Raw genomic sequence first — 14,892 nt, 5'->3', positions numbered from 1 at the left:
ATGTCCGTGCGAAATCAGTTGTTACGTGAAGGCTCCCCGGCCCGTGGTCGGGGAGCCTTTTCGTCTCTCTCCCGTTCCCCTAGCACTCTTTGGTACTTGTGTGCCAGGTGGGTCGAGGGTCATTCTCAGTTTCCACAATTCGAGGACGGGCAGAGCCGCCCCCGGTTTCACGACGGGAGGCCACCATGCGGACGAACGGGCCGATCGGTGTCACGCCGTTCCATGCGCGCGGGTCGCTGCGCGGATTCGTGATCTCCGGCCGCTGGCCGGACACCACCAAGGAGTGGGCGCAGGTGTTGGTGCTCGCGGTGCGGGTCGCCAGCCTGCCCGGCCTGCTCTCGACGTCCACCGTGTTCGGGGTGCGCGAAGAGCTGCCCGACGATCCCGCCCCCGGCACCGTCGGTCTGGTGCTGGCCGAGGGGCCGGTGCTCGGCGAGGAGGCGGTGGAACCGGGCCGGTTCGCCGAACACCAGCCGCCCGCCCTTTTGATGCTGCATCCGCCGTCGGAGACGCGCCCCTCGCTGCCGGAGTGCGTGGGCGCCGCGTCGGGGTGCGTGCTGTTGCCGGGTGTTCCGCACCTGGGGCTCGAGCATCGCGCGGCCTGGGTGGAGGCCGAGTTCGACGGCACGGTCACGTCTTTGGTGAGCCGCGTCGGCCTCGACCCGATCAGTGATCCCGACACCGCTGTCCTGGCGATGCTCCTCGCGGCCTGACCGCGCCGACCGCACCGCGCGTGATCACATTCGCGCGCAGCGACATTCGCATGAGCTAGTGGTTCCGTGCGGGTCCCCGCGGTTAGCCTGGGACGGTCGAAAGGATCGTGGAGGAACATGTCTGGCAACCCACTCGCCGTCGCCGCGCCCTGGGAGCTGGTCGCCGACGGCTACGCCGAATCGGCGCTCGCGATCATGGCGCCGTTCTCCGCCCGCGCCCTGGAGCTGGCCGGGCTACCGGAGACCGCCCGCGTGCTCGATGTCGCGGCCGGGCCCGGCACGCTGAGCCTGCCCGCCGCGGCGCAGGTCGCGCGGGTCGACGCCGTCGATTTCGCCGAGCCCATGCTGGACCGGCTGCGCGCGGCGGCCGCGGCGGCCGGGCTCACCAATGTCGAGGTCACCCACGGCGACGGCCAGGCGCTGCCGTTCCCCGACGACACCTTCGACGCGGGGTTCTCGATGTTCGGCCTGATGTTCTTCCCCGACCGGCCCAAGGGTTTCGCCGAGTTGTTCCGCGTGCTGCGCCCCGGCGGGGTGGCGGTGGTGTCGAGCTGGGCGCCGGTGGCGGAGTCGCCGCTGATGCGGCTGATGTTCGGCGCGCTCTCGGCGGGCGATCCGGCGATCCGCGAGCCGCAACCGGACTTCCTGAATCTGGAGAACCCGGAGGTGTTCGCCGGGGAGATGAGCGGCGCGGGGTTCGCGGGCGTGTCCATCCAGCGCCACACCTCAGCCGTGGCCTACGACGACGCCGACCATCTGTGGACGGAGATGGCGCGCAGCAGTGCGCCCCTGGTGCTCTTGCGGCGTTCCCTGGGCGAGGATGCGTGGGAGGAGAGGTCGGCTTCGATGCGGGCCTATCTCAACGAGCACTACCGCCCGCACTCCCTCTTGTCGACCACCGCGTTCCTGGGCATCGGCCACAAGCCCGAGCGCTGACGAAAAGGGCCGCCCCCGAGCGGAACTCAGAGGCGGCCCTGTCGCGGGAACGCTTTAGCGCGGCGCCATACGCAGCGCGCCGTCCATGCGGATGGTCTCGCCGTTGAGGTAGTCGTGCTCGACGATGTACTGCGAGAGCTGCGCGTACTCGTCGGGACGGCCGAGACGCGAGGGGAAGGGCACGCCGGCCTCGAGGCCCTTGCGGTACTCCTCGGTGACGCCGGCCAGCATCGGGGTGTCGATGATGCCGGGGGCGATGGTGTTGACGCGGATGCCGAACTGCGCCAGGTCGCGCGCGGCGGGCACCGTCATGCCGTGCACGCCGCCCTTGGAGGCGGAGTAGGCGATCTGGCCGATCTGGCCCTCGAACGCCGCCACGGAGGCGGTGTTGATGACGACGCCGCGCTGGCCGTACTCGTCGACCGGGTCGGTCTTGGCGATCGCGTCGGCGGCCAGGCGCATGACGTTGAAGGTGCCGAGCAGGTTCACCGTGATGACGGTGCGGAACAGCTCCAGATCGTGCGGGCCGTTCTTGGACAGGATGCGCCCGGCCCAGCCGACACCGGCGCAGTTGACCACGATGCGCAGCGGCGCACCGGACTCGACGACCTTCGCGACGGCGGCCGAGACCTCGTCGCCGCTGGTCACGTCGGCCGGGATGAGGGTGACTCCGGCGGGCACGTTGTCGCCGGCGCGCTCGATCGACTGCGGCACGTCCAGGCCGAAGACGGTGGCGCCCAGATCGGCGAAACGCTTGGCGGTGGCGGCGCCGAGGCCGGATGCGCCTCCGGTGATGATGGCGGCGGAACCCGAAATCTCCACGATGGTCCTCTCGTTCGTGACAGCCAGTTGGCCTTTCGTCAATTGCACCCTAACGGGTCGCGGTGAGAGGCGGGTCACGGCTCCCTCGCGGGGGCGGAATATTTGCGAACATCGCTGTTCATCGGTGGTATCGTCGCCGCATGAAGCTGTTCACCGGCCCGGCCGTCACCGGCAGGAAGGTGCTGATCACGGGGGCGGCGCGGGGCATCGGCGCCGCACTGGCCCGGCAGCTGCACGCGCACGGCGCGCGGGTGGCGCTACTGGGCCTGGAGCCGGACCTGCTCGCCGAGCTGGCGCACGAGTGCGGTGACGCGCCGTGGCGGTACTGCGACATCGGCGACCCGGCGCAGGTGCAGCGGGTGGTCGACGCGCTCGTCGCCGAACTCGGCGGGCTGGACACGGTGGTCGCCAATGCCGGTGTGGCCAAACAACTCTCGCTGCTGGGCGGCGATCCCGGCGTGCTGGAGGAGACGCTGGCGGTGAACGTGCTCGGCGTGTATTACACGTTGCGCGCGGCGGGCCCGCACGTCTGTCACCCGAGCGGCTACGTGCTCATCATGTGCTCGCTCGCCGCGGCCGTGCACCTGCCGCTGGCCGGGGCCTACAGCGCGTCCAAGGCCGGGGTGGAGGCGCTCGGCCACACCCTGCGCAACGAGGTCCGCCACACCGGCGCCAAGGTGGGCGTGGCCTACTTCGCCGAACTCGACACCGATATGACCACGCGCGGCTTCGGCACCGCCGCGGCCAGGGAAATCCTGGGCCGCAGCACCGTGTCCGGCGTCGCGCCGCTGGGGCCGGCCATCGATGCGACCGAACGCGCGATCGCCCGGCGCAAGCGACAGGTGGTCTCGCCGTGGTGGGTCGCGGTGGTGCTGCCGTTCCGCCCGATCGCCCAGCGGGTGATCGATGTGGCATTGCGCCGCGGCGTCGCCGAGGCCCTCGACATCGCCCGCACCGAGGACGCGCCGTTCACCACCGAACAGCCCGCCCGCCCGCGCCGCATCGTCCGCTCGGACCGCGACAGCGACCGCCCGGGAGCCCACAGCATGACCGAGTCAGGGCCCGGAGGCGGCAGCTCGCGTCACCACGCGGGGCCCCTCGGGCATGCGAAAGAAGAATCAGCATGACCAACGGGTCCGCTCGCCAATTGCCGAGGGGGCGCCACGGTCTGCCGCGCGAACAGGTCATCGCCGCGCAGCGCGACCGCATCCTGGACGCCATGGCCGACGCGATGGCCGACGGCGGCTACGTGAACACCTCGGTGGCGGCCGTGCTGAAGCGGGCGGGCGTCTCCCGCGAAACCTTCTACGAGCAGTTCCGCTCCAAGGAGCACTGCTTCGAGGCCGCCTTCGAGCGGGCCGTGGAACGGCTGGTGGCGCGGGTGACCTCGGCCTCGACCACCGGCGACTCCGACGGTCCGGATCTGGAACGCATGCGGCGCCTGCTCGACGCGTACTTCGACGGCCTGATCGAAGAACCCGCCTACGCCCGGCTGTATCTGGTGGAGGTGTACGCCGTGGGCTCGCGCGCGGTGGCACGCCGCGCGGAGTTGCAGGAATCGTTCGTCGCCCTGATCGCCGACGTGCTGGGCGCCACCACCGAGGCCCAGCGCTTCGCCTGCCGCACCCTGGCGGCCGCCGTCAGCGCGATGGTCACCGCCCGCATCGCCGCCGACGACATCGACGGCCTGCGCACCCTGCGCGACCCCCTGCTCGACATGGTCCGCCGCGGCGGCGACCTGTACGGCTCGGCGGCCGCCGGACTCTGACAGGGCAGGCCACCCGGGTTTTGGTGTTCACACCGTCCTGGGGCGAGGATGGGGGTATGTCGGAACCAATCGATGTGCCGATCGATGACGACGCGATTCGGCTGGGGCAGTTCCTGAAGCTGGCCAACCTGATCGATTCCGGTTCGGAGGCCAAGACGGTGATCGCCTCGGGACTGGTGCGCGTGAACGACGAGGTCGAACTACGTCGCGGGCGGCAGTTGCACGCCGGTGACGTGGTCGTCCTCGCCGGTCACAAGGTGCGGGTGGCCGCGGGCTGACTCAGTCCTCGGCGCGCACGACGACGCCGTCGTGGTCGCTGTAGAGCACCTCGCCGGGGACGAAGGTGACGCCGCCGAACTCCACCGGCACGTCGCGTTCGCCGCTGCCGGTCTGGGTGCTCTTGCGCGGGTTGGTGCCCAGCGCCTTCACGCCGATGTCGAGGGTGCGCAGGATCGCCGAATCGCGCACCGCGCCGTTGACGATCACGCCGGCCCAGCCGTTGTCCACGCCGCGCCCGGCGATGATGTCGCCGACCAAGGCGGTGTGCACGCTCGCGCCGCCGTCGACCACCAGCACCTTGCCCTCGCCCGGCTCGCTCAGCGTCTGCTTGACCAGCAGGTTGTCCTGGAAGCAGCGGATCGTGGTGATCCGCCCGGAGAACACCTCGCGTCCGCCGAACTGGATGAACTGCGTATCGCAGCTGCGGATCTCGGGGCCGATCTCATCGGCCAGATCGGCGGTGGCAACGTTCACTGATTCGGTCACGGCTGTCAGCTTAGGACGCCCGGCCCACCCCGCGGTTCCGGTGGGTGACCAGGTGTGATCCGGGTCGCTCCGGCGCGGTTCAGGCCCGGCCGTGGCGGCGTTCGTAGTCCAGGCGGGTGTCGGCGGCGCGAGCGCGGGCGCCCGCGTCGGCCAGGGCCGGGTCGAGGCCGTGCTTCAGGAGGCGGTGGCGGCGGAAGACGTAGGTCAGCGCGACGGTGAAGTAGATCAGGGGCAGGTACAGCAGGGCCATCATGGCCAGCCCCATCCACAGCGGGCCCGGCAGCAGCAGGAACACGCACAGCAGCGGGATGATCGGGACGAGGATGCGCAGCAGGTAGCGGCGCGTGGCGCCCGGCCCGGTGAGATCCGCGAGCACCCAGTCCGACATCGACGGGGGCAGGGTGCGACCCCAGATGTAGCCGACCCGTTGGACGAAGGTCGGGGTGGTGCGCTCGCTCATGACTGCCATGATCCCACCGGCCGGGCCGGCGTGGGTCAGCCGCGCGCGGCGTGGAATTCGGCGATCTGCTTGATCAGGTTGTCGGTGGTGTGCTTCACCGCGATCTTCACGAACGGCTCGATGGTCCGGCCCAGCGCCTTGCCCGCCAGTCCGCCCGGCACCCGGTAGTCGACGATGGCGTCGACCGTGGACAGGGCGTCGGTCTTGGGGTGGAACAGGAAGGTCGACTCGATCTCGAAGCCCTTGATGGACTTGATCGCGATGGCGAAGTTCTTCTCCCAGCGCACCACCTCGACGCGGGAGTGCAGCGAGGCCGGGCCCAGCTTCATGTGGCCGTCGAACGCGGCGCCGACGCCTTCGGTCTGCTCGGTGACCGGGGTGAAGGACTGGATGCCGTGGAAATAGTTCGGCAGATTCCGGTAGTCGTTGACGTACTCGAACGCGGACTCGGCCGAGGCGGCGCAGTCCGCGACGATCTTCACTTCGGTCATGGCGCCCACCTTAACCGGTGCGCGACCGGCCGCGGGTCACGCCGTGACGGCGAGCGCGGCCGCCAGGCCGAACGCCACCGCCATCACCGTCACCTCCAGCACGGCCCGGCGCAGCGAATCTCCGGCATCCATCCGGTGGTCGGCAGCGCGGCGCACCCAGTCGCGCCGCCACCACCAACCCAGCGCGAGCAGGGCCGCCAGCACCGCCGCTTTGGCCAGCAGGATGCGGCCGTAGCCGGTGTCGACCAGCGCGTGCACCCCGCCCACGCGCACCAGCCCGTTGACCAGCCCGGTCACCCCCACCACACCGACCAGCGGCAGCGCCACCGCCGAGTACCTCGGCAGCGCGGCCGCCCAGCCGCCGCGCGAACGCACCACCAGCGCCAGCGCCGCGAGCAGACCGAACCAGGCGGCGGCCGCCAGCGCGTGGGTGGCGGCCAGCACCGACCCGAACGCCTGCTGCGACATGTGCCCGGTGACGGGGCGCAGGGTGAGCGCGACGGCGGCGAACACCAGCACCAGATCCGGTGCGGCGTCGACCTTTTCGCGGAAGGCCAGCGCGGCGTAGCAGGCGATGGCGCCCGTGCCGATCAGGATGGCGATGCCGACCTGCCCGCCGCTGAGCTCGGTGAGGAAGGTGCCGAACTCGCCCGCGCCCAGCCTGCGCGCGGGCACGCCGACCACCTCGGCCGCCTCGAACACCAGCACCGCGAACTCGGTCGCGCACCACAGCGCGGCCAGCGCCGCGAGCAGCCGCCAGGGCGGCGCGAGCCGGTCGTGCAGCCGGGGCAGCGCGGCCAGCCCGAAGACGGTCGCGCCCGCGCAGTCCGCGAGCACGCGCACGATCGCCTCGGCGGGCAGCGGGCCCGGCGCTGTCAGCAACCACGCGGCGACTACGCCGAGCAGCCCGGCCGGGACGACGAGCAGCAGTGCGCCCGCGTCCCGGCCGCCGGTCGTCGGACGCCGCGACGGACCGCGGTCCTCAGCGCTTCTTCGTCCCACCGCTGAACCCGAACAGGGCCACCGCCAGACCGGCGCCGAACAGCACCACGCCGCCGAGCACGAACACCCACACCGGGATGCCGCCGGAGTCGCCGCCGCCCTGGGCCTCGTCGGTGCGGCCGTCGGCGCGCGGGCCGGGGGTGCCGGTCCCCTGCTCGGTCAGCGTGAACACCCGGTAGCCGCCGACCACGTGCCCGTCGGCCGAGGTCACCCGGTACGCGAGGCGGTACTCACCCGTGGGACCGAGCGCGCCGACGGCCACCTTGACGGTGCGGCCCTCGACCACCGGCTCGCCCTTGGACCACAGGTTCTCGTCGGGCCCGACCACGGTGAGCGACGGGAAGCTCGGCTGGATCTCCTCGTTGAACGTCACGCTGGCCCACTCGGGACCCACCCGGATCGCCTCGCCCTCCTCCGGCACGCTGCCGACCACCGCCGAATGCGCGGCGGCGACGCCGGTCGCGGCGAGCCCGAAGCCCAGCGCGAGCAGGACCGCGACGAGCGCGCGGCGCATCACGACCGCCGCCGGATCAGGTTGCCGAGGCCGAGCGCGACGGCGAACAGTCCGAGCGCCAGGCCCGCGCCGCCCAGCCAGCGGGCGGTGTCGTCGGACTCGTCCGCGGCGTCGGCGCCGGTGTCGGCCGCCGAGGCGTCGACGCCGTGCCCGTCGGAGTGCTCGCCGGAACCGGCGGCCAGGGTGATGCTCGGCGCGGGGGCGGGCACCAGCTTGCCGTCGGCGTCGCTCTGGTTCCAGTCGACGACCTTGCCGTCGCTGTAGACCTGCTTGGCCGGGAACTCGACGCGCTCCTGCTGCGGCATCGGGCCGAACGCGACCGTGAAGCCCTGGAACTGGCCGTCGGTGATGCCGGGCGCGCCGGGTTCGGCGGTCCAGGTGACGGCGACGATCTCGTTCTTGTCGTTGCGGTCCACGCGGGCGCTCCAGCCGGGCACCGGCTGGGTGTAGGCGCTGCGCAGGTTGGGCACCGTCACGGTGACCTCGGTGGTGGCGGCGTCGGTGGGCGACTCGTTGGGCACCCGGAAGGTGACGAACGCATACCCGCCCTGGGTGGCGCCGGGCGCGTCGGCGGTGATGTGGGCGGCGGCCGTGCCCGCGGTGAACAGGGTGGCGGTGGCGGCCAAGGCCGCCGCGCCACAGGCGCGCGAAAGCGCTGTGCGCATAGGGAATGTCTTTCTGTCCGAGGGGGTTTCGTGGAGGGATTCACACGCACGCGGGCGGCGCGCGCGGACCTGTCGAGACCTTCGGAAGATGGACATAGAAGCTCGCACCGCGCCGGGAACGCAGCGGGGGTTCAGCGACGAGAGGTGTGCGGGGCGCGTATCGCACGGCACGGATGACGCTCGATACGAGCCCGTAGAACCGCTCCGCCGCGAGGATCAGCAGCGCGCAGACGAATGTCGCGACGATGTGCGCGAAAAGCATCCACCCGCCGGGCACTAGACCCGCCATAGACGAACTGGTCTGCGCCACATGCGAGCCCCCGCCGGCGTGACCGGTCATTCCCCCGAGCACAACGTGCCCGGCCGCTTGACCGAGCCCGAGCACCGCCAGCAACCGGAACCCGCCCCCGGCAAGGGCATTCGAGGGCGTCCGCGCGAAAGTGCCACCGGCTCGGGACAAGCCGGCACCCACCACAGGACGGGAACCACGCCCCGCCGCCGCGCACCCGGCGACTACCGAAACCGCCAGTAGCAGGGCGAATTCCGCCGAATCGGGGTAGCCGCCGCCCGGCGCGCCGTGGGCCGCGACCGCGAGCCCGCCGACCAGCGCACCGGCCGCGCCGCCGCGCGGCGGGCCGGTGCCCCGATCGACAGACATCCGGACTCAGTTCACGCCGAGGCGCGCCAGCACATCGGCTTCGATGCCGGACAGCTCGTGCGAGATGGAGGTGTGCACCGCGCGCCTGCGGGTGGCGGGCATCTGCTCGGCGGTGCGCACCGCGGCGTCCAGGCTGCCCAGGCGCTCGCGGGTGGTGGCCACGAACTTCTGCGTGTCGGGGCTCTCCAGCTTGCCCAGCGCGGCCTCGGTGTTGGCGATGCGCGCCTGCAACTTGCCGCCGTGCCCGGCGAAGTCGCCGAGCTGATCGACGCCGACGCCCAGCTGATGCGCGCGGCGGGTGTCGAGCTGCCCGCGCACGAAGGTGGCGCCCCGGTAGGCCAGCGGCGCGAGCACCGGCACCAGCACCCGGGCCACGCCGATGTACTTGCGCACCTGGCTCGCGCTGAACGGGTCCCGCTCGGCCTTGGCGGCCGCCTTGAGCGCGGCCTTCTCCTCGGCCTGCAGCGTGGCGATCTGCTGCTTGGCCACCTTGCGCTGGGTGCGCGCCTCGGCGCGGCGGGACTTGCGGTCGTTCTTCGCGAGCAGTTTGGCCTCGACCGCCGCCTTGTGCTTGAGGGCTTTGGCCTCGGCCCGGCGACTCGGTCGCCGCTTGCGCTTCGTGAACAACCCCATCGGAAGGCCCTCCGTCATGCTGTGTGTGGGCAGCGTCGCAGCGTCTGCCGTCTACCACGCGGTTCGCGCCCACCTTATCGGGTGCGGGCGCCGGGCAGCGAGGGCACACCGTGTCCTGTCGGGGGTCTGGACCATACTGCATACGTGGATTCGGGCAGCGGCGACCGCGAGGGTCGAGACGAGGGGCACCCGGCCGACACGCGGCCGGGTGCGAGTCGCACCGCGTTCTTGGACGCCCGCGCGCTCATCGGCTGCAGGCACCGATTGCGTATGGACGCCGCGCATCCCGAGATCGTGCGCGGCGTCGCCGAGGATCCGGGCGTGCGCCAGCGCCGCGACGCAGCCGCCGCGCACCGCGACAAGGTGCGCGAGACCCTGGTGGCCGACGCGCCCGAGGCCTGGGTGGTGATCGATCCGGCCCTGCGCGCCGGCGACCGGGCCGAGGCCACGCTGCGCGCGTGTGAACAAGGGGCACACCGCATCTGGGGCGGGCTGCTGCCGCAGGAACCCGACACCGGCAGGCGCGGCGGCGCGGAGATCCTGCTGCGCGATCTGGACCGCGGCGGCTACATCCCCGTCATCGTGGTGAACCACAAGGTCACCGATCCGCGCCGTCCCGAACCCGCCGACTTCCACCCCGTCACCTCCGATCTGTTCCGCTGGGACCCGCGCCCCGACCCGGCCCGCAAACTGCGCCAGCAGCCGCGCGACCAGCAGCGCCTGGCCCACCTGTACCGGATGTTGCAGCGCCGCGGCCTGGCCAGCCCGTCGCTGCTGGGCGGCGTGATCGGCTATCACTTCGACCGCATCCTGGTGCACGACGTGGCCCCGATCCTGGCCGACTACGACCGCCGCTACGCCGACCGTATCGCGGTGGTGCGCGGCGAACTGCCCACCGAACCGTCCAAGGTGCCCGAGTGCAGGCAGTGCCCGTGGTGGACGCGCGGGGTGGATGGGCCCAGCTGCGAATCCTGGCTGATCGAGCACCGTGACGTGAGCGTCGTGGCGCCGGGTTCGCGCGCCGACGTGCTGCGCGGCCACGGCGTGCGCACCATCGACGACCTGGCCGCCTGGCAGGGCCCCGACCCGCAGGACTGGCAGCACGGCCCGTTCGACGAGGCGGTGGTCACCGCGCGGGCGTGGCTGGCGGGCGCCCCGCTGGTGCGCCGCTTCGACCGGGTGCGGGTGCGTCGCGCCGACGTCGAGGTGGACGTGGATCTGGAGAGCTTCCAGGAGTTCGGCGCCTACCTGTGGGGCACCCTGCTCGACGGCGTGTACCGCCCGTTCGTGACCTGGGATCCGCTGCCCACCGAGGACGAGGGCCGCTCCTTCGGCGAGTTCTGGACCTGGCTGATGACCGTGCGCGCCCAGGCCGTCGCGGCGGGCAAGACCTTCGCCGCCTACTGCTATTCGCGCACGGCCGAGGACAAATGGCTCTACGAATCGGCCAAGCGTTTCGCGGGCAGGCCCGGCGTGCCCACCGTCGAGCAGGTGCGCGCCTTCGTGGACGGCCCCGAATGGGTCGACATGTTCCAGGCCGTCACCGATCAGTTCATCTGCCCGAACGGCAAGGGCCTCAAGAAGATCGCGCCGGTGGCGGGCTTCTCCTGGCGCGATCCCGAGGCCGGCGGCGAGGCGTCGATGAGCTGGTACCGGCTGGCCGTCGGCTACGACGCGCCCCCCGACCTGAGCCAGCGCACCCGCCTGTTCGAGTACAACGAGGACGATGTGCGCGCCACCTGGGTGCTGCGCGAATGGATGGCGCCCAAGACGCCGAATCCGCACTGCGCCGAGCTCGAGGTGCCCGCCCTGGCCGACTTCGGCGACCCGCCGCGGGTGCGCTCCGGGGACGCCTCCGCCGCCGGTTCCGCGGTGCGCCCGTAGCGGTAACATCGCGACGTGACTCAGCACGTCGAACAACTCGAGTTCCAGGCAGAAACTCATCAGCTGCTCGAGCTGATGATCCACTCCGTCTACTCCAACAAGGACACCTTCCTCCGGGAGCTGATCTCGAACGCGTCCGACGCGCTGGACAAGCTGCGGCTGGCGTCCTTCCAGGACAAGGACCTGGCCGTCGACACCTCCGATCTGCACATCGCGCTGGAGGTCGACGGCGACAACCGGGTCCTCACCGTCCGGGACAACGGCATCGGCATGTCCCGCGCCGAGGTCGTCGACCTGATCGGCACCCTGGCCAAGTCGGGTACCGCCGAGCTGCGCAGGCAGTTGCGCGACGCGAAGTCCGAGGCCGCGGCCGAGGAGCTGATCGGCCAGTTCGGCATCGGCTTCTACTCGACGTTCATGGTGGCCGACAAGGTCGCCCTGACCACCCGCAAGGCGGGCGAGTCCGAGGGCACCCGCTGGGAGGCCGGGGCGGGCAGCTCGACCTACACCATCGAAGAGGTCGCCGACGCGCCGCAGGGCACCGCGGTGACGCTGCACCTCAAGCCCGCCGACCCCGACGACCACCTCTTCGACTACACGCAGGAGTGGAAGCTCCGCGAGATCGTCAAGAAGTACTCCGATTTCATCGCCTGGCCGATCCGCATGGAGGTCGAGCGCACCGTCACCGAGGGTGAGGGCGAGGAGAAGCAAGAGAAGACGATCGTCGAGACGCAGACGCTGAACTCGCAGAAGGCCCTGTGGACACGGCCCAAGAGCGAGGTCTCCGACGAGGAGTACAAGGAGTTCTACAAGCACGTCTCGCACGCGTGGGACGATCCGCTCGAGATCATCCCGCTCAAGGCCGAGGGCACCTTCGAATACCAGGCGCTGCTGTTCCTGCCCTCGCACGCGCCGTTCGACCTGTTCACCCGCGAGCACAAGCGCGGTGTGCAGCTCTACGTCAAGCGGGTGTTCATCATGGACAACTGCGAAGAGCTCATGCCGGAGTACCTGCGGTTCGTCAAGGGTGTGGTGGACGCGCAGGACCTGTCGCTGAACGTGTCGCGCGAGATCCTGCAGCAGGACCGCCAGATCCAGATGATCCGCAAGCGGCTGGTGAAAAAGGTGCTGTCCACGGTCAAGGACCTGCAGGGCGCCGAGGACCAGACCAAGTACCAGACGTTCTGGAAGGAGTTCGGGCGCGTCCTCAAGGAGGGCCTGCTCTCGGACTTCGACAACCGCGAGACGCTGCTGCAGGTGTCGTCGTTCGCGTCCACGCACTCCGAGTCGGAGCTGACCACGCTCGCGCAGTACGTGGAGCGGATGAAGGACGGCCAGGACGCGATCTACTACATGACCGGCGAGTCCCGCCAGCAGGTGGAGAGCTCCCCGCACCTGGAGGCTTTCCAGGCCAAGGGCCTGGAGGTGCTGATCCTGACCGATCCGGTCGACGAGATGTGGGTCGGCTCGGTGCCGGAGTTCGAGGGCAAGCGGTTCCAGTCCATCGCCAAGGGCGAGGTGGATCTGGAGACCGAGGAGGAGAAGAAGGAGTCCGAGAAGCTGCGCGAGCAGCAGGACAAGGACTTCGCCGAGCTGCTGAGCTGGCTGGGCAAGACGCTCGAGGACAGCGTGAAGCAGGTGCGCCTGACCAACCGGCTCACCACCTCGCCCGCCTGCCTGGTCGGCGACACGTTCGATTTCACGCCGATGCTCGAGCGCATGTACCGGGCGTCGGGGCAGATCGTGCCCGAGTCCAAGCGGATTCTCGAGCTCAACCCGACCCACCCGCTGGTCACCGGCCTGCGCGACGCCTACGACACGCGCAAGCCCGATGCCGACGAGGGCAAAGTGCCCGAGCTCACAGAAACCGCCGAACTGCTCTACGGCACGGCCGTGCTGGCCGAGGGCGGCGAGCTGAAGGACCCGGCGCGCTTCGCCCACATCCTCACCGATCGGCTCACCCGGACGCTGTAGATCGATCCCGAAAGGCCCTCTCCCGCAACGGGAGAGGGCCTTTTCGCGTATCTGAGCCCGGTCGCGTCCGGTCACCGCATCCGGGTGTGCGGTGTTTGCGGACAGCAATGTGAGGGTTACCTGAAACTGTGGGTTGGTATCCCAAACTTATTGCGCGCATTGGGTTTTCGTGATGCGCGGTGTTGTCGGCGGTGCGGTTGCCGAGGTAGGGTCGGTGGCAGCGAAGGGGAGTAGCCCCCAATCATGCGGTCGACATACTGACCCACACCCTCGGTGCGGGTCCGGTCGCATGAACCGGAACGACCTCCGGTGGGCGAGACCTTCGGCCTGAACAACTACTCGTTGTCGGCCGGAGGCGTATGCACCCCCGGCGGGCCGGAGATCCGGGAGCACGCGACACATGACAGCCACCATCCTGCTGAGCATCGGCATCGTCTTCCTCGCCGAACTCGGCGACAAGTCCCAGCTCATGGCGCTGACGTTCGCGCTGCGCTATCGCTGGTGGGTGGTGCTCGGCGGTATCGCGACCGCGACGGCCATGGTGCACGTCCTCTCGGTCGCGGTCGGCCACTCCCTCGGCGCGGCGCTGCCGACCGAGGCCATCGCGCTGCTCGCCGCGCTCACCTTCCTCGCCGTCGGCCTCTGGACGCTGCGCGAGAACCTCGGCGAGGACGACGAGGACGACACCCCGAAGGTCTCCCGGTTCGCCACGGCGGCGCCCTTCCTCGTGGTGGTCTCGGCCTTCCTGCTCTCCGAACTGGGCGATCGCACCATGTTCGCCACCGCCGCCCTGGCCACCGAGAACGACTGGTTCGGCGTGTGGATCGGCTCCACCATCGGCATGGTGATCGCCGACGCGCTGGCCATCGCGGTCGGCATCCTGGTCGGCAAGCACCTGCCCGAGCGGGCCATCGGCCTCGGCTCGGCCCTGCTGTTCCTGTTCTTCGGCGCGATGTCGCTGACGAGCGCGCTCGCCCCGGATCTGGGCGCCCTGCCCGCGGCCGCGCTCGCCGCGATCGCGCCGCTACTGGCCGGCGCGTTCGCCTGGTGGTGCCGGCGCCGTGCCGTCGCGCAGCGCGGCGGCGGCCGCGCCGAGCACGCCGTTGAGCGCGCCGACGAACTCCAGTAGCCGCGCGAGTTCCGCGTCGTCACGACGGTCGAGCTCGCCCGCCACGCCCGCGCCCAGCCCGGCGAACAGCGGCGTCACCGCGGCGGCCGCCCGCTCGGCGACCAACTCGACCCGCACCCGCCTGCGATCGCCCGGATCGCGTTCGCGCCGCACATAACCCGCGCGCTCGAGCCGGTCGACCATCGCCGTGACCGCGCCGCCGTTGGTGATGCCGATGCGGCGGGCGAGCTCCCCCGGCGTGCTCGGACCGTCCATGGAGAGCATGTTCAGGCAGCTCAGATCGGTGATCGTGATGCCGAGCCGCGCCGCGACGGCCGAGTGGAACACGACCGTGCGCACGGCCTGGGTGCGCAACTCCCGCAGCAGCGAGTTCAGGGTCTCGGTCCGGGCTTTCCCCGATGTCATGGGCGCGCACGCCTCCTACTCTCTCTGAAATAGAGATACTCGAACTCCGAGAGTATCACCGGCTCAGGGAGAG

At 70.8% G+C, this 14,892-nt stretch carries 18 protein-coding genes; 8 read left to right on the top strand and 10 right to left on the bottom strand.

The genetic code is table 11. The features are described 5' to 3' along the window. The first annotated feature begins 185 nt into the window (after positions 1-185). The gene (locus DFR74_RS15175; protein ID WP_067509920.1) at positions 186-713 is read left to right on the top strand and encodes a peptidase; all 528 of its coding nucleotides are present in this window, start codon (positions 186-188) and stop codon (positions 711-713) included. Positions 714-830: 117 nt separating this feature from the next. Further along, the gene (locus DFR74_RS15170) at positions 831-1,649 is read left to right on the top strand and encodes a class I SAM-dependent methyltransferase (RefSeq protein WP_067509923.1); all 819 of its coding nucleotides are present in this window, start codon (positions 831-833) and stop codon (positions 1,647-1,649) included. Between the two features lie 54 nt (positions 1,650-1,703). Here DFR74_RS15170 and DFR74_RS15165 read toward each other — a convergent pair whose 3' ends face one another. Beyond that, positions 1,704-2,471: an SDR family NAD(P)-dependent oxidoreductase gene (locus DFR74_RS15165; RefSeq protein ID WP_067509925.1), complete on the bottom strand. Its 768-nt coding sequence runs from the start codon at positions 2,469-2,471 to the stop codon at positions 1,704-1,706. Positions 2,472-2,611: 140 nt separating this feature from the next. Here DFR74_RS15165 and DFR74_RS15160 point away from each other — a divergent pair, with 140 nt between their 5' ends. The 3 genes from DFR74_RS15160 to DFR74_RS15150 are packed head-to-tail and all read left to right on the top strand — an operon-like array spanning position 2,612 to position 4,517. Beyond that, entirely contained in the window at positions 2,612-3,598 is a 987-nt protein-coding gene (locus DFR74_RS15160; RefSeq protein ID WP_084537748.1) for an SDR family NAD(P)-dependent oxidoreductase, read from the top strand. Next, positions 3,595-4,239, top strand: coding sequence for a TetR/AcrR family transcriptional regulator (locus DFR74_RS15155; RefSeq protein WP_067509927.1), 645 nt, complete (start codon positions 3,595-3,597; stop codon positions 4,237-4,239). Before DFR74_RS15160 ends, DFR74_RS15155 begins: the two co-directional genes overlap by 4 nt. Before the next feature lie 56 nt (positions 4,240-4,295). After that, complete coding sequence (locus DFR74_RS15150; protein ID WP_067509929.1) at positions 4,296-4,517, top strand: RNA-binding S4 domain-containing protein; 222 nt, start codon at positions 4,296-4,298, stop codon at positions 4,515-4,517. 1 nt (position 4,518) lies between these two features. On the opposite strand, the gene rraA is transcribed toward DFR74_RS15150, so the two are convergent. The 8 genes from rraA to DFR74_RS15110 form a co-directional block, all read right to left on the bottom strand. Further along, positions 4,519-5,004, bottom strand: coding sequence for a ribonuclease E activity regulator RraA (gene rraA, locus DFR74_RS15145; RefSeq protein ID WP_067509932.1), 486 nt, complete (start codon positions 5,002-5,004; stop codon positions 4,519-4,521). A gap of 79 nt (positions 5,005-5,083) precedes the next feature. Beyond that, positions 5,084-5,464, bottom strand: coding sequence for a DUF5313 family protein (locus DFR74_RS15140; protein ID WP_067509934.1), 381 nt, complete (start codon positions 5,462-5,464; stop codon positions 5,084-5,086). A gap of 35 nt (positions 5,465-5,499) precedes the next feature. Further along, positions 5,500-5,955, bottom strand: coding sequence for an SRPBCC family protein (locus DFR74_RS15135; protein WP_067509936.1), 456 nt, complete (start codon positions 5,953-5,955; stop codon positions 5,500-5,502). Positions 5,956-5,991: 36 nt separating this feature from the next. Beyond that, positions 5,992-6,957 (bottom strand): CopD family protein, encoded by a 966-nt coding sequence (locus DFR74_RS15130; protein WP_084537749.1) that lies wholly within the window; start codon positions 6,955-6,957, stop codon positions 5,992-5,994. After that, positions 6,938-7,471, bottom strand: a complete 534-nt coding sequence (locus DFR74_RS15125; RefSeq protein WP_067509938.1) for a copper resistance CopC family protein — start codon at positions 7,469-7,471, stop codon at positions 6,938-6,940. Before DFR74_RS15125 ends, DFR74_RS15130 begins: the two co-directional genes overlap by 20 nt. Further along, positions 7,471-8,136 (bottom strand): YcnI family protein, encoded by a 666-nt coding sequence (locus DFR74_RS15120; RefSeq protein ID WP_067509940.1) that lies wholly within the window; start codon positions 8,134-8,136, stop codon positions 7,471-7,473. The genes DFR74_RS15125 and DFR74_RS15120 overlap by 1 nt, the downstream gene beginning before the upstream one ends. A gap of 40 nt (positions 8,137-8,176) precedes the next feature. Further along, entirely contained in the window at positions 8,177-8,794 is a 618-nt protein-coding gene (locus DFR74_RS15115; RefSeq protein WP_067509942.1) for a hypothetical protein, read from the bottom strand. Positions 8,795-8,800: 6 nt separating this feature from the next. Beyond that, positions 8,801-9,427 (bottom strand): DUF6474 family protein, encoded by a 627-nt coding sequence (locus DFR74_RS15110; protein WP_067509953.1) that lies wholly within the window; start codon positions 9,425-9,427, stop codon positions 8,801-8,803. A 228-nt stretch (positions 9,428-9,655) separates the two neighbouring features. Here DFR74_RS15110 and DFR74_RS15105 point away from each other — a divergent pair, with 228 nt between their 5' ends. The 3 genes from DFR74_RS15105 (at position 9,656) to DFR74_RS15095 (ending at position 14,414) form a co-directional block, all read left to right on the top strand. Continuing rightward, positions 9,656-11,311, top strand: a complete 1,656-nt coding sequence (locus tag DFR74_RS15105; protein ID WP_407675231.1) for a TM0106 family RecB-like putative nuclease — start codon at positions 9,656-9,658, stop codon at positions 11,309-11,311. A 15-nt stretch (positions 11,312-11,326) separates the two neighbouring features. Beyond that, complete coding sequence (htpG, locus tag DFR74_RS15100) at positions 11,327-13,285, top strand: molecular chaperone HtpG (RefSeq protein ID WP_067509945.1); 1,959 nt, start codon at positions 11,327-11,329, stop codon at positions 13,283-13,285. A 400-nt stretch (positions 13,286-13,685) separates the two neighbouring features. Continuing rightward, a complete protein-coding gene (locus tag DFR74_RS15095) occupies positions 13,686-14,414 on the top strand; it encodes a TMEM165/GDT1 family protein (protein ID WP_113975116.1) in 729 nt (242 codons plus the stop codon). Here DFR74_RS15095 and DFR74_RS15090 read toward each other — a convergent pair. After that, positions 14,310-14,819: a MarR family winged helix-turn-helix transcriptional regulator gene (locus tag DFR74_RS15090; protein WP_113975115.1), complete on the bottom strand. Its 510-nt coding sequence runs from the start codon at positions 14,817-14,819 to the stop codon at positions 14,310-14,312. The genes DFR74_RS15095 and DFR74_RS15090 overlap by 105 nt on opposite strands. Positions 14,820-14,892: the final 73 nt, after the last annotated feature.

The organism is Nocardia puris (genome assembly GCF_003315035.1).
Classification (GTDB): Bacteria; Actinomycetota; Actinomycetes; order Mycobacteriales; family Mycobacteriaceae; genus Nocardia; species Nocardia puris.
The sequence above is the reverse complement of the archived record's forward strand: the minus strand, read 5'-3'. Positions and strand labels throughout refer to the sequence as shown.